General features: G+C 47.4%; 10 protein-coding genes. 5 read left to right on the top strand and 5 right to left on the bottom strand.

From position 1 onward, the window contains the following. Positions 1–41 precede the first annotated feature (41 nt). Positions 42–773, top strand: coding sequence for a monofunctional biosynthetic peptidoglycan transglycosylase (gene mtgA, locus AAHN97_RS25175; protein WP_343304850.1), 732 nt, complete (start codon positions 42–44; stop codon positions 771–773). Here mtgA and AAHN97_RS25170 read toward each other — a convergent pair. From AAHN97_RS25170 to AAHN97_RS25155, 4 genes are all read right to left on the bottom strand, one after another. Then, positions 751–1,269 carry an ATP-binding protein gene (locus AAHN97_RS25170; protein ID WP_343304849.1) on the bottom strand — a complete coding sequence of 173 codons (519 nt, stop codon included), beginning with the start codon at positions 1,267–1,269 and terminating at the stop codon, positions 751–753. The two genes, mtgA and AAHN97_RS25170, sit on opposite strands and share 23 nt — an antisense overlap. Further along, positions 1,266–1,892, bottom strand: coding sequence for a nicotinamide riboside transporter PnuC (pnuC, locus tag AAHN97_RS25165; protein WP_343304848.1), 627 nt, complete (start codon positions 1,890–1,892; stop codon positions 1,266–1,268). The genes AAHN97_RS25170 and pnuC overlap by 4 nt, the downstream gene beginning before the upstream one ends. Positions 1,893–1,898: 6 nt before the next feature. Next, on the bottom strand, positions 1,899–3,569 hold the full coding sequence (locus tag AAHN97_RS25160; RefSeq protein WP_343304847.1) for a PNGase F N-terminal domain-containing protein: 1,671 nt from the start codon (positions 3,567–3,569) through the stop codon (positions 1,899–1,901). Between the two features lie 81 nt (positions 3,570–3,650). After that, positions 3,651–4,232, bottom strand: a complete 582-nt coding sequence (locus AAHN97_RS25155; protein WP_074241551.1) for a NifU family protein — start codon at positions 4,230–4,232, stop codon at positions 3,651–3,653. 121 nt (positions 4,233–4,353) lie between these two features. On the opposite strand from AAHN97_RS25155, the gene AAHN97_RS25150 reads away from it, so the two are divergent. Continuing rightward, positions 4,354–4,809, top strand: coding sequence for a methylglyoxal synthase (locus tag AAHN97_RS25150; RefSeq protein WP_074241552.1), 456 nt, complete (start codon positions 4,354–4,356; stop codon positions 4,807–4,809). A 61-nt stretch (positions 4,810–4,870) separates the two neighbouring features. On the opposite strand, the gene AAHN97_RS25145 is transcribed toward AAHN97_RS25150, so the two are convergent. After that, positions 4,871–5,881: a DUF3500 domain-containing protein gene (locus AAHN97_RS25145; RefSeq protein WP_343304846.1), complete on the bottom strand. Its 1,011-nt coding sequence runs from the start codon at positions 5,879–5,881 to the stop codon at positions 4,871–4,873. Positions 5,882–6,044: 163 nt separating this feature from the next. Here AAHN97_RS25145 and AAHN97_RS25140 point away from each other — a divergent pair, with 163 nt between their 5' ends. The 3 genes from AAHN97_RS25140 to AAHN97_RS25130 all read left to right on the top strand — a co-directional run bounded on the left by AAHN97_RS25140 (position 6,045) and on the right by AAHN97_RS25130 (position 13,922). Then, positions 6,045–7,586, top strand: coding sequence for a glycoside hydrolase family 10 protein (locus AAHN97_RS25140; RefSeq protein ID WP_343304845.1), 1,542 nt, complete (start codon positions 6,045–6,047; stop codon positions 7,584–7,586). Positions 7,587–7,877: 291 nt separating this feature from the next. After that, on the top strand, positions 7,878–12,413 hold the full coding sequence (gene gltB, locus AAHN97_RS25135) for a glutamate synthase large subunit (protein ID WP_343304844.1): 4,536 nt from the start codon (positions 7,878–7,880) through the stop codon (positions 12,411–12,413). Between the two features lie 33 nt (positions 12,414–12,446). Beyond that, entirely contained in the window at positions 12,447–13,922 is a 1,476-nt protein-coding gene (locus AAHN97_RS25130) for a glutamate synthase subunit beta (protein ID WP_343304843.1), read from the top strand. The last annotated feature ends 296 nt before the right edge of the window (positions 13,923–14,218 follow it).

Raw genomic sequence — 14,218 nt, 5'->3', positions numbered from 1 at the left:
TAATCTTGCTAACTTTCCGGCCGGTATTGAAAAGCTATTGAATGAAATTAAAAGGTATAGTCCCCAGAACCTGGCGAGTACTCAAGAAAATATTCATCATTCTTTTTATCGCGCAACTGTTGTACATCATCCTGCTCCGCTGGGTGAACCCTCCTGTGACAACAACTATGATTGCCAGCTGGTTCAGTCTCTGGGGCACCGATAAATCATTCAAAAGGGATTATGTGAGTATGGATGAAATATCCCCTTATGCTAAGCTGGCTGTGCTGGCCAGTGAAGATCAGCTATTTCCTGATCATAATGGCTTTGATTTCAAATCCATCGAAAAGGCCATGAAGCACAACCAGAAAAGCAAAAAGATCCGGGGTGCCAGTACCATTAGCCAGCAGGTAGCAAAGAATGTGTTCCTCTGGCAGGGTGGCGGATGGTTCCGAAAAGGATTGGAAGTGTATTTTACTTTTATGATAGAAAAGATCTGGGGTAAAAAAAGGATCCTGGCTGTTTACCTCAATGTGGCTGAAATGGGTGAAGGGGTCTTTGGCATTGAAGCAGCGGCGCAAGCTTATTATCATAAAGCAGCAGCATCTCTTAACAGGGAAGAGGCTGCCATGATCGCAGCTTGTTTACCCAATCCTGTTAAATATACTGTTGTACCTCCTGCACGCATTACTTCCTGGCGGCAGCGCAGGATCTTAACACAGATGCGGTTCATTGGGCCGGACCCGGATATTTCAGCTTTGGTAACGGCGGCTAATCTTTCAAAAAAGAAATAGCCTTGATCGCAGTTTGTAATCGTTGCTCATAAGTCCCCCGGATGTCCGCCCATGGCGTTCCGGAATTCATTACAATATCCCGGTAGATCTGGTAGAAGTATTCTCTTTCTTCCGGCTGGGGATGCTCCCTTAAAGGATCATCTTCCCAGGCAATATCAATATACGTGAGCAGGTAAAGATCATATTTCCGCGAGGCGATCAGTTCCAGTATGCGGGGATCACAGTCTCCATATTTCGCTTCACTCCATACTTTGATCACATGCAGGTCTGTATCACAGATCAGTAATTCATTCGCTTTTTCAGCAGCGGCATCTTCTGTTTTTAGCTGGCCTTTTGCCATGTGTAAAAGATCTTCCTGTTCATAAGGCCGGTTCAGCTGCGTCAGGTATTCCCGCGCAAACTCAGGCACCCACAGTGTTTGGTAATGTGCCGCCAGTTGTGCGCTCAATGTACTTTTGCCGGTGGACTCCGGACCTATGACCACTATTTTCTTCAAGATCGGGTTTCGTTTAGCTGTGCGCGATAGAGCTTTAACCAATGAAAATACCCGGTTACCGCAACGATGAATAAAAAGATGGTGAGTGTGGCTGTCAGCGCCAGGTGTTTATGGAACAACAGCGGCACCGCTACAAAGTTTGAAATATTCAGAAAGATCCAGTTCTCTATTTTCCGTTTGGCCAGCAACCACATGCCGCTGCAGGCGGTTGCAGAAACAAATGCATCTATGGCTGGCACATCTGAATTGGAAAAGTTGCGCAGCAGCAGGTAGATGATCCCCCAACCCAATAAAGCAATGGCAATGGCGGTGATCAGCTCTTTTCTATTCACGCGGGTGATGGATGTTACATGCTGCGTGGTATCTTTCTTCATCCAGTAATACCAACCGTATACGCTCATGATGAAGTAATAAGCATTCAATGCAGCTTCTGCATAGAGCTTAAAATGTTGCTGGGCCAGCATATAAGTATAAATGCCCGTACTGATCAGCCCTGTGGGATATACCCACACGCTGTTCTGCCGGGAACATAATACGCTGAGTACACCAAAGAAAACAGCGATGGCTTCCAGTAAGGTCATTTGTTGAAAGCCCGTAAGGATCTCCTGTGATATTTCCTGCATGTTCTTTTATTCTTTATCGCCAATCAGTACACCGGAAACGTTCCAGGCACTGAAACTTCCGCCTTCCGGTTTACCTAATGGAATGGCCACCTGGAAAGTATGTTTGCCCGGCGCCAGATCTGGTAAGGGAATTTCCACGGGTAATGTAATGGTACCGGGGCACCAGTTGGAACGGCTCAGGTCTGATGAAGATAACCCGTTCCCAAAGTTGCCGGACGCAGGATTTAATAAACGGTAAGTTGCGCAATCCTCTCTCCAGGGAATAAAGTGATACACCCTTTTGCCATCCGTAAAGATCTCATTCAGCTTGGGAACAAATTCATCTCCTCCACCCCAGCCACCATGGCCTGTTGTGAGGTAACGTAATTTGAGGTTCTTTACACCTTGTGGTACTTCTACTGTTACGGTGAGAGAATCTTTATCGAACATGGTGCCGTATTCCTGCCCGCCCATTTCCATCAGGTTGGTACTGTTGAATACTGGCAGGATCCACGTTTTATTTTCCACAGCTCCTTCCCCATCATACCCTGGATAATATTTGAATTGCAAACTGGCCTTATGCCCGCCTTTATCATAATTACCAATGAATACACCAATCCATACTTCTCCCTGCAGGCTGGGCAGCAACACGGAAATATCCTGTTTATATACTGCTGAATCCGCCCAGTCGTATCCCTTGATCTTTGCCTGCGCGTTAAAATGCCTTACACCGAATGGAGTGAAAAAACGCATGAGTTCCAGTGGTGGTAAATAATTATCTGTGGCTACAACGCCCTGGTATTTCTTTCCGTTCCTGCCTGTATATACCGGCAATGCCTGCACGCCATTTTGTAATCCGTTCAGGAAAGATAAAGGCTGATTCGCAGGGATCATAAAAACCGAACCTGTACGGTCATACGCATCTCCATTGGAATACTGCACCAGTTCTGCAAACAGCCGCTGGCCTGGTTTTGCCACAGGGAGTTTTACTTTTTTGAGGATCACGGTGCCGCCGGAGAAATGATACACGGCATCCAACTGCTCGCCTGCTGGGTTATTGATCGGATTGCCAAAACTGATCTGCTCCCTGTCGAAAATAGTAAGCGTGGTGTACCTGCTTTCAATCACCTGGCGTTGATAGGTAGGTTCATCCACGATGGTGCCCATGCTGGATGGCCAGGCCAATTCATCTGCCGTAATGGTCCTGTATTCAATGTTCTTTGCTATTGTTTCAGAATTACCATTGCGGATAGTTTTTAACACCAGCCCCATGCCGGGTGCAATGGAAATACTGGGTGTGCCTTTTATTTTCAGATCGTTCGTGTACCATACTTCTATGGTATTGGAGCGGATAAAGAGTTTGGCTTTTTTACAGGGGATACCAATAATGGTATCTATGCCGGGCAGCAGTTCTGCTTTTACGTATTCTGAAAATGGTTTCTTCAGGGTGTAAAAGCTGCCGTTGCTATTGAGCACCTGGTAACTCGTTTTTTCTGAAAGCTGGAGGAATTGTTGTTCTGTTTGCCTGCCCTGGGGAGCCAGGCGTACCCGGTTACCTTTAATAAAGAGCTTTTGTTCTCCGCGGGATTCCTTCCCATTGTTGCGGAACCCATAAGTAACTACTGCCTCTGTTTGTGTCTGTGCAAACAAGGGCGCACAGGTAATGGCCAGTGCACATCCGATTATAATCCCTCTCATTTTGTAAAGCTAAGGATCATAAATGAAAAAAGCGCAGCCTGAGGCTGCGCTTGATAACACTATCATTCACTCAACTATGGCTTATTCTGCTTCTGCCACTACTTCTTTCACCTCAGGGATCATACGTTTCATCATTCCTTCAATACCCGCCTTGAGCGTGATCATGGAAGATGGGCAGCCTGAACAGGAACCTTGCAGCATAACGGTTACAACACCGTCATCATAATCTTTGAACTGGATAGCACCGCCGTCCATTTCAACTGCAGGTTTCACATAATTCTCGAGTAATTCTTTAATACGTTGAACAACATCGCTTTCGTCTCCGCTGAAAACGGGAGCCGCTACGATATCGTCCTCATTGATAACAGCACGGTTGTCTTCCAGGTATTCTTTCAGGAATTGTTTGATGGTTGGAATTACATCCGTCCAGTCTGTATCATTGGTTTTTGTAAGCGTTACAAAGTTGCTGCAGATGAACACGCCCCGGATAAAGGGGAAAGTGAACAGCTCAGCTGCCAGTGGTGAAGGTGTTGTACTGGCTGCATCAGGGAAATCGATCGATTTATTCGGATACAGGAGTTTGTTTACCACAAACTTCATCGTTTCCGGGTTCGGCGTCATTTCCGTATAGATACTGATGATTGGATTTCCTGTTTTGATCATTACTTTAACTATTTTCTCCTGCAAAATTAACGAAATTTAGCGAGAGTTCATTTACGAAATACGGTCTTCTTCACTAAAGCTTGTTATAGCAACTGTAATCTATTTGATTACTTTTGCATATATGATGTCAAACAGCAAAACGCTTCATGCCCGCAAAAGGATAGCACTGATTGCGCATGACCACAAAAAGGCAGAATTATTGGATTGGGCGGTTTACAACAAAACAGTATTGGCTCGTCACGAACTCTATGCCACCGGCACAACCGGCAAATTACTGGAAGAGGCGCTGGACGTATCTGTTCGTAAACTGCTGAGCGGCCCCCTGGGTGGGGATCAGCAAATTGGCGCTGCTGTTGCGGAAGGAAGGATTGACGTGATCATTTTCTTCTGGGACCCGATGGAGGCTTTGCCGCATGACCCGGATATCAAGGCTCTGCTGCGTTTGGGTGTGGTTTGGAATATCCCGATGGCCAGTAACAGGGCCTCTGCGGACTTCCTGATGACCTCTCCCCTGATGCACCAGGAATATACGGTTAGTCTGCCGGACTACAGTTTATACCTGGGCCGCAAAGTGTAAGGGCGCCCTTTTCAGCTTGGTTCCACGGGAAACGTTCTTGTCTTTTCGGAACACGGGCTTCTTATTTCCCTACATGTGCTTTATCATAATGCTGTTTCAGCACATCTTCCCCAAAATCATTCTTCAGGTCCCGGAAAGTAGTATGAACATGGTTCGCCCCGTTCTGGGTGTTATCATATTCTACAATAAAGGTGGGCCCCTGGATCCTGTAGTAATGACCCATTCCCATGGCCCGGCTGCCTGCCCAGGCAAAATGCAGCTTGTCCCAACCCGCCTGCCCTATCTCTTTTAACAGGATATCCGCCATCAGCTTGGTATAGCGGTCTATATACACGGCCAGCAATTTTTTGAGTAATTGCTGTTGCGCGGGTTTCAGTTTGGTAAAAGCTAAACCGGGTGGGTCTTGCAACCAGGCCGTTCTTTTGTTGCCGGTGATAATATCCGCCGGTGCTTTTTCTGCCACCAGCGCTACTTTCAACTGTTCCGGCTCCAATGTGTTCAGCAGCTGAAAGCCCAGTTCCGTCTCTTCTTTCAGGATCTGTGTTCCTTTTTTAGGCCCATCCGGAACAATAGCAGGATTGGAACCCATGAATGCGGGTGTTCCTGAAAGCAACGTTCCATCCAAAGCGGAGAAGTTCAGGGAAAGATGATGCCCTTCCATCCGCCAGCCCCAGGGATTTTTTGTCCCCGGCTCACCAAAAATGGTAAAGTAATATTTCCCGGGATTACGGTATTCATCACTATCGCCGCGCCCTTCCAGTACACGGAGCACCAGTTCCAGCTCCACGATCGCGGATGCTTTTTTATATCCCTCTGCACTCATGCATGTTTTCAGCAGTTCATATGCCTTTGCGCGTTGCTCCTTGCTCATGGCCCGTAAAGGAAGCCCCTTCCTTTCACGCGGAACAAAATGCCAGTTGAAGCGTTCTGCATCTTCCCAGCTCATGCAGGCTTGTTCACGAAGCGGCGCATCCAGCAATGCGATGAATTCTTTGGCAGCTTTTACGGAAGATTGTGCCTGCGCAGCAAAGGGAATAAGGATGGAGAGGAAGAGGAATACCCGCTTTTTCATAACGCTGGAATGTGTTATAAACAAAATACAAATCTTTTATCAAAGTATATAGCGAATAGGTTTGGCTCCGCTTTTGCTGGAAATGAAGGACTTCCGCATTTGGGATTTGGCGATTGGTGGGTTATTTTCGCAGTTTTCAGGATTAAAGGAAAAAGTATCAGGAATGGTGAAGCACTTTTTGGCAGGATTACTACTGTGTGGCAGCATGGTACTCACAAGTAAAGCACAACTACCGCCTAAACGGGAGCTGCGGGCTGTATGGATAGCCACGATTGAAAATATCGACTTTCCATCACGGAAAGGTTTGTCTTCCGAAGAACAACAACAGGAGTTCATTCGCCTGCTGGACCAGCATCAGCGGAATGGCATGAATGCTATTGTTTTCCAGGTGCGGCCGGTAAGTGATGCTTTTTATGCTTCCCCATATGAACCCTGGAGCGAATACCTCACCGGGGTACAGGGAAAACCGCCCTACCCTTATTATGATCCCCTGGAATTTATGGTAACGGAAACGCACAAACGGGGCATGGAATTCCACGCATGGTTCAATCCCTATCGCGCCGTAGCCAATATCCGCAGCAGCAGTATCGCAGCCAATCACATCACCCGCCTCAAACCACAGTGGTTTGTAACTTATGGTGACAAAAAATATTTCGACCCCGGTATTCCCGAAGCACGCAGTTATGTAACAGAAGTGATCCGCGATGTGGTAAAACGGTACGACATTGATGCCGTGCATTTCGATGATTACTTTTACCCCTACCGTATTGCCAACAGGGACTTCCCGGATAAAAACTCTTACCGCATGTACGGCAAAAATCTCTACATAGATGATTGGCGCCGTTCCAATGTGGATACCATCATACAAATGCTCAACACGGCCATCAAAGCTGAAAAGCCCTGGGTGAAATTCGGGATCAGTCCTTTTGGTGTCTGGCGCAGTAATGATAAAGACCCTGATGGAACGCCTACCCGCGGAAGCCTCACCAACTACGATGATCTTTATGCAGATGTGATCAAATGGCAGCGGCTCGGCTGGATAGATTACCTCGCCCCGCAATTGTATTGGGAATCCGGTCACCGCCTGGTGCCGTTTGGTTTGTTAGTGAACTGGTGGAGCAAACACGGATATGGCAGACATATATATATAGGACATGCCCCCTACCGCATCGGCAGCAACGCCAGCTGGAAAGATCCTGCGGAAATTCCAAGGCAGATCACAGCCACCCGTGCCCTCAGCACAGTGCAGGGCAGTATCTACTACAGTTCCAAATGTTTCGCAGACAATGCTTTAGGTGTGGTGGATTCTCTCCGGAACCATTTTTACCGTTACCCGGCTCTGCGGCCCACTATGCCCTGGCTGGATAACAAAGCGCCTGAAGCCCCTTACTTCACAGATGCTTTTGAAAAACCGGAAGGGCTGGAGGTGCGTTGGGCAGATGACGATACTTCTCACCAAACCAAACAGTACGTGCTGTACCGCTTTGAGGAGACGGATGTGGTGAACGTGAACGACCCCACGAAGATCCTCAGCATCGTTTTACAGATGCCGGACCCCGTTTTCATCGACCGCACTTATATTAGAGGACGAAAATATATTTATATAGTTACGGCTCTGGACCGTATGCAAAATGAAAGCATGATCAGCGATCCGCTGAGGGTAGAAATAGAAAATGGCAAGCCGAAATTTGAATTTGAACCTTGATCCACATTGTTTTACACAACTTATTACCAGCCGGGATATTCTCCCGGCTTTCTTGTGCCCGGAATGGGTTCCGGAGGCCGTTCATTTTTTAATATTATCAAATGAAGACCCGGGTCTTTTTAAAGTTTTCCAAATTTTAGGCCTTTAATAGAACTTTCTATAAAAAATACCGCATTCCTTTAGTATCTTTAAACCGTTCCCAAAGCAATTACGGTACCAATGCCCGGGGGTTTGCTCCTTCAGGGAGGAGTGTATCTGGTATCTGATATAAAAGGAAAAAATCTAAAGCTAATGAGTAATGTGAGCCAAGAGCTGGGTTTGTATCGTTCTGAATTTGAGCATGATGCCTGCGGTACGGGCTTTACCGCCCATATTAAAGGAAGAAAGTCACATACGATCATTCGTGATGCGTTGAGCATGCTGGAATGCATGGAACATCGCGGCGCAAGTGGTTGCGAACGTACAACTGGTGACGGTGCCGGCATTCTTATCCAGATGCCGCATGAGTTTTTATATGATGAGTGCCTGAAACTGGGCATCCGCCTCCCCGCCAATGGTAAATATGGTGTGGGAATGGTTTTCTTTCCAAAAGAACAACGCTGGCGCGATGAGTGCCGCGAGATCATACAACGCTGCGCTGAAAAATTAGGCCTTAATGTACTCGGTTACCGCCTTGTTCCTGTCCGTCCGGATGGTATAGGGGAAACCGCATTGTCTGTTGAGCCACAGATCGAACAACTGTTCATCACTGCTGCTATTGATGTGGCAGATGATGATGATTTTGAACGCAAACTGTTTGTACTCCGTAATTATATTACCAAAACGGTTCGCAATTCCATTCCAAAAGATAAAGCGGAGATCTATTTCGCTTCTCTCTCTTCCCGCACTGTAGTATATAAGGGCCAGCTGACCACTTACCAGGTTGGTCACTATTATACAGACTTGCGCGATGAAAGGATGGTTTCTGCATTCGGTCTTATCCACAGCCGTTTTGCCACCAATACTTTCCCCAGCTGGAAACTGGCTCACCCATTCCGCTTCATTGCACACAATGGTGAGATCAATACGCTGAAAGGTAACCTCAACTGGTTACGTGCCGGCGAAAACAGTTTTGCTACCAAATACTTCACGCCGGAAGAAATGGAAATGCTGTCCCCCATCGTAGATGAAGGCCAGTCTGACTCCGCCTGCCTGGATAACGTGATAGAACTGCTGAACCTTACCGGCCGTTCTTTACCGCATGTAATGATGATGCTGATCCCTGAAGCCTGGGATGGTAATAATGATATGGACCCGGTGAAGAAAGCATTCTATGAATACCATGCTTCACTGATGGAACCCTGGGATGGCCCGGCTTCTATTTCTTTCACAGACGGAAAGATCATTGGCGCAACTTTGGATCGTAACGGTCTCCGCCCTTCCCGCTTTGTGGTAACAAAAGATGATCGCGTGATCATGGCTTCTGAAGCTGGTGTTTTGCCTATCGATCCAAAAAATGTAAAAGAAAAAGGCCGCCTGCAACCCGGTAAAATGTTTGTGGTGGATATGGAACAGGGCCGCATCATTGGTGATGAGGAACTGAAACAATCTATCTGCTCTCAGCAACCTTATGCAGAATGGCTGAACAAATACAAGATCCGTATTGACGAACTGCCTGAACCACGTGTAACTTTCACGCACCTGGAACAAGAGCAGATCTTCAAATATCAGCGTGCATTCGGATATTCCACAGAAGACCTGGAAACCATCATCGCGCCAATGGCCCTCGATGGTAAAGAACCGGTTGGCTCTATGGGAACCGATGTGCCTTTAGCTGTGCTGAGCGATCAGCCGCAACACCTCACCAGTTATTTCAAACAACTGTTTGCACAGGTAACCAACCCTCCCATCGATCCGATCAGGGAAAGGCTGGTAATGTCCCTCGCAACTTTCCTTGGCAACAACGGAAACCTGCTGGACGAAAATCCTTTGCATTGCCACAGTGTTGCACTGCCGCATCCAATCCTGAACAACTATGATCTGGAAAAGATCCGCAGTATCGATACCGGTATCTTCCAGGCCAAAACTTTACACACATACTTTAAAGCAGACGGTAAACCAGGCTCCCTGGAAAAAGGCCTCGCCCGTTTATGCCGTTATGCAGTAGATGCCGTGGATGATGGTTTTGAAGTGATCATACTTTCTGACCGCGCCATTGATTCTGAACATGCTGCAATCCCGTCTCTGCTGGCACTTTCAGCCGTACACCATCACCTTATCCGTAAAGGATACCGTGGTCAGGTTGGGCTGGTAGTAGAAGCCGGCGATGTTTGGGAGGTACATCACTTTGCATGTTTACTCGGATTCGGCGCCACTGCCATCAATCCATACCTCGCATTGAGCACTATCCGCGATATGCGCCTGGCTGGTAAAATGCAGACGGACCTGGATGTGGATAAACTGAAAAAGAATTACATCAAGGCGGTTTGCGAAGGATTGCTGAAAGTGTTCTCCAAGATGGGCATCTCTACCCTGCAATCATACCAGGGTGCACAGATCTTCGAAATACTCGGTATCAACAAATCCGTTGTAGATAAATATTTCTCTGGTGCCGTTTCCCGTATCCAGGGAATGGGCCTGGATGAACTGGCAAAAGAAACACTGGCGAAACACTGGATCGGTTATGGCCGTAAAGAAACTCCGGTGCAACGTCTCAACTCTGGCGGGGTGTATCAGTGGAAAAGGAAAGGAGAGTTCCACCTCTTCAATCCTACTACCATTCACCTGCTGCAGTATTCAACAAGGCTAAACGACTATAACGTTTTTAAAAAATACTCCAAGTCTATAAACGACCAGATGGAAAAAGCAGCTACGCTGCGGAGCCTGTTTACGTTCAAACGTAATCGCAACCCTGTTCCACTGGAAGAAGTAGAACCAGCTGAGTCTATCCTGAAACGCTTTGCCACAGGGGCTATGAGCTTTGGCTCCATCAGCCACGAAGCACACTCCACACTGGCTATTGCCATGAACCGCATTGGTGCAAAAAGCAATACCGGGGAGGGTGGTGAAGATGAAATGCGTTACGAGATTGCCGCTAATGGAGATAACATGCGTTCTGCCATTAAGCAGGTAGCTTCTGCACGTTTTGGTGTAACCAGCTACTATCTTACGAATGCAGACGAATTGCAGATCAAGATGGCACAGGGTGCTAAACCCGGAGAAGGTGGCCAGCTGCCAGGTCATAAAGTAGATGAATGGATCGCAAAGGTTCGTCACGCTACCCCTGGCGTAGGTTTGATCTCTCCGCCACCACACCACGATATCTATTCTATCGAGGACCTGGCGCAGCTGATCTTTGATCTGAAGAATGCTAACCGTGCAGCAAGGATCAGCGTAAAGCTGGTTTCCAAAGCTGGGGTGGGAACTATCGCAGCAGGTGTGGCAAAAGCACATGCGGATGTGATCCTCGTTTCCGGCTATGATGGCGGAACAGGGGCTTCTCCGATCAGTTCTATCAAACATGCCGGTTTACCCTGGGAACTGGGTCTGGCGGAAACACATCAAACACTTGTTCGTAATAAACTCCGCAGCCGCGTAACCGTTCAAACGGATGGCCAGCTGAAAACCGGAAGGGACATTGCCATCGCTACCTTACTGGGAGCGGAAGAATGGGGTGTTGCCACAGCCGCACTTGTTGTAGAAGGTTGTATAATGATGCGGAAATGCCACCTGAACACCTGCCCTGTTGGGGTAGCTACACAGGATCCTGAATTGCGGAAACGTTTTGAAGGAAACGCACAGCACGTGGTGAACTTCTTCCACTTCCTGGTGGCAGAATTACGGGAGATCATGGCTGAACTTGGTTTCCGCAAAGTAGAGGAAATGGTGGGCCAGGTAGAAGTATTAAAAGTTCGCGAAAACGTAACACACTGGAAATACAAGAACCTGGATCTTTCTCCGATCTTGTATCGTGAACCCGCTTCAGACGACACCGGTCTTTACAAACAGGAAGAACAGGACCATGGCATTTCAGAGGTGCTGGACTGGCAATTGCTGAAAGCATCCAAACCCGCGCTGGAGAACAAAACCCGCGTGTTCGGAAAATACGCTGTAAGGAATACAGACCGTACCATCGGTACCATCCTGTCCAACGAAATATCAAAAATATACAAGAGCGAAGGCTTACCGGAGGATACGATCCATTTCAAATTCACCGGTTCTGCAGGTCAGAGCTTTGGCGCATTCAATACAAAAGGTGTAACGCTGGAACTGGAAGGTGAGGCAAACGATTACTTTGGTAAAGGTTTATCCGGCGCCAAACTGATCCTCTACCCTTCTAATGAAGCAGGTTTCAAAGCAGAAGAAAACATCATTGCCGGTAATGTGGCATTGTATGGTTCTACTTCCGGAGAAGCTTACATCCGCGGTAAAGCAGGTGAAAGGTTCTGTGTAAGGAATTCCGGCGCAACCGTTGTAACGGAAGGAACAGGAGACCATGGTTGTGAATACATGACTGGCGGCCGCGCAGTGATCCTGGGAGAAACAGGCCGCAACTTTGGTGCAGGTATGAGTGGAGGTCTTGCATTTATATATGATGTGAAGAATGTGTTCGCCAGCCGTTGCAACCTGGATATGATCGATCTGGATCCATTGAGCGAAGAAGATGCAGCACAACTGCACGACCTGATCACCAAACACCACGCCTACACGAACAGTACTGTAGCCAAGTTCATCCTGAAAGACTGGGAGAACCAATTACGCCACTTCGTGAAAGTATTCCCGAAAGAATACAAGGCAGCATTGAAACATGCCGAACAAAAAGGCGTAAAAAGCAATGCAAAAAAGTAGGAACCAAATTTTAACAAGAGACTAAGCAGAGATATGGGTAAACCAACAGGATTTCTGGAATTTACACGGGAGCTTCCCGGAAAGGCTGATCCGAAAGGACGGGTAAAACACTACAATGAATTTGTAGAACGTTTCCCCGAGCCAAAGCTGAATGAGCAGGCTGCGCGTTGCATGAACTGTGGTGTTCCCTTTTGCCATAGCGGATGCCCGCTGGGTAATGTGATCCCTGAGTTTAATGATGCGGTATACAGAAAAGACTGGCAGGAAGCGCTGGACATCTTATCGTCTACCAATAACTTCCCTGAATTCACCGGCCGTATTTGTCCGGCCCCCTGCGAAAGTGCCTGCGTTTTGGGAATTAACCAACCGCCGGTAGCTATCGAGGAAATTGAAAGGCACATCATTGAAATAGGTTTTGATAAAGGACTGATAAAAGCCAAAGTACCGCGTGTACGTACTGGCAAAAAAGTGGCAGTGATCGGTTCCGGCCCTGCGGGTCTGGCTGCCGCCGCACAACTGAACTCTGCCGGCCACCATGTTACAGTATTTGAAAGAGATGATAAACCAGGCGGACTACTCCGTTACGGCATCCCGGATTTCAAACTTGAAAAATGGGTGATAGACCGCAGGATCACTTTGTTGGAAGAAGAAGGAATTGTGTTTCAATGCAATGCAAACGTAGGCGTGAACGTTAGTGTGAATGATCTGCAGCGTGAATACAATGCAATTGTGCTGGCAGGTGGTTCTACCATTCCCCGTGACCTCGCTATCCCGGGCCGTGAATTGAAAGGTGTGCATTTTGCGATGGACTTCCTGAAGCAACAAAACAAGCGTGTAAGTAAATTACCTGTAGAAGGTGAAGATATTTTTGCCACTGGTAAAAATGTAGTGGTGATAGGTGGTGGCGATACCGGTTCGGATTGTGTAGGAACTTCCAACCGCCATGGTGCCGTTAGCATCACACAATTAGAATTATTACCAAAACCTCCCGGAGAGCGGACGCCTTATATGCCATGGCCTACTTATCCCATGGTATTGAAAACTTCTTCTTCTCATGATGAAGGGGCAGACCGTCAGTGGGCAATTGCTACAAAAGCATTTGTGGGTGATGATAAAGGTAACCTCAAAGGTTTGCTGCTGGTGGATCTGCAATGGTCGCTCGGCACAGATGGCAGACCGGCAAGGTTCACGGAAGTACCAGGTTCAGAAAGAGAAGTTCCCTGCGAACTGGCATTACTGGCCATGGGCTTTATTCAACCACAACATACCGGTATGCTGGATGACCTGGGTGTGGAAACAGACGATCGTGGAAATGTGAAGGCTTCCGAAAAAGCATATGAAACCTCCGTTGCTAAAGTATTTGCTGCCGGCGATATGCGCCGTGGCCAGTCTTTGGTAGTGTGGGCAATTAGTGAAGGACGTGAATGTGCCCGTAAAGTGGACGAGTTCCTGATGGGTTCTTCACAACTGGAAAGCAAAGATCATTCTTTGATGTTCCTGTCCTTATAAAAAAGAATTTTTTAAGTTTTCTCATAAGCAGGTTTAGATTTTGTTGTAACCTTCAGCCGGGCCGGATTTTCATCCGGCCTTTTGCTTTCCAGGCATTTTTAAAAATCAGTACAGGTAGAAACCCGCAACCGAAATAGCTACCAACCCTGCTATGGGACAACATCCATAACAAAGACAAAAAATCCGACAACAAAAGTTTTAGGTAAACCGGGCTAACTTACGGAACGAATATAGGCAGTGCCAACGAAGTTACCATCGTTCAATTTATTCATTTTGCCTCCGGGTGTTAACTCCTG

The organism is Chitinophaga niabensis, assembly GCF_039545795.1.
Taxonomy (GTDB): domain Bacteria; phylum Bacteroidota; class Bacteroidia; order Chitinophagales; family Chitinophagaceae; genus Chitinophaga; species Chitinophaga niabensis_B.
Note: the sequence above shows the minus strand (reverse complement) of the source record. Positions and strands in the feature narration are given on the sequence as shown.

Bases quoted from the DNA above. Each gene is read 5' to 3' on its own strand.
- AAHN97_RS25130 (WP_343304843.1), top strand. From the start codon at position 12,447: ATGGGTAAACCAACAGGATTTCTGGAATTTACACGGGAGCTTCCCGGA.
- AAHN97_RS25155 (WP_074241551.1), bottom strand. From the start codon at position 4,232: ATGATCAAAACAGGAAATCCAATCATCAGTATCTATACGGAAATGACG.
- AAHN97_RS25140 (WP_343304845.1), top strand. From the start codon at position 6,045: ATGGTGAAGCACTTTTTGGCAGGATTACTACTGTGTGGCAGCATGGTA.
- mtgA (WP_343304850.1), top strand. From the start codon at position 42: ATGAAATTAAAAGGTATAGTCCCCAGAACCTGGCGAGTACTCAAGAAA.
- gltB (WP_343304844.1), top strand. From the start codon at position 7,878: ATGAGTAATGTGAGCCAAGAGCTGGGTTTGTATCGTTCTGAATTTGAG.
- AAHN97_RS25145 (WP_343304846.1), bottom strand. From the start codon at position 5,881: ATGAAAAAGCGGGTATTCCTCTTCCTCTCCATCCTTATTCCCTTTGCT.
- AAHN97_RS25150 (WP_074241552.1), top strand. From the start codon at position 4,354: ATGATGTCAAACAGCAAAACGCTTCATGCCCGCAAAAGGATAGCACTG.
- AAHN97_RS25160 (WP_343304847.1), bottom strand. From the start codon at position 3,569: ATGAGAGGGATTATAATCGGATGTGCACTGGCCATTACCTGTGCGCCC.
- pnuC (WP_343304848.1), bottom strand. From the start codon at position 1,892: ATGCAGGAAATATCACAGGAGATCCTTACGGGCTTTCAACAAATGACC.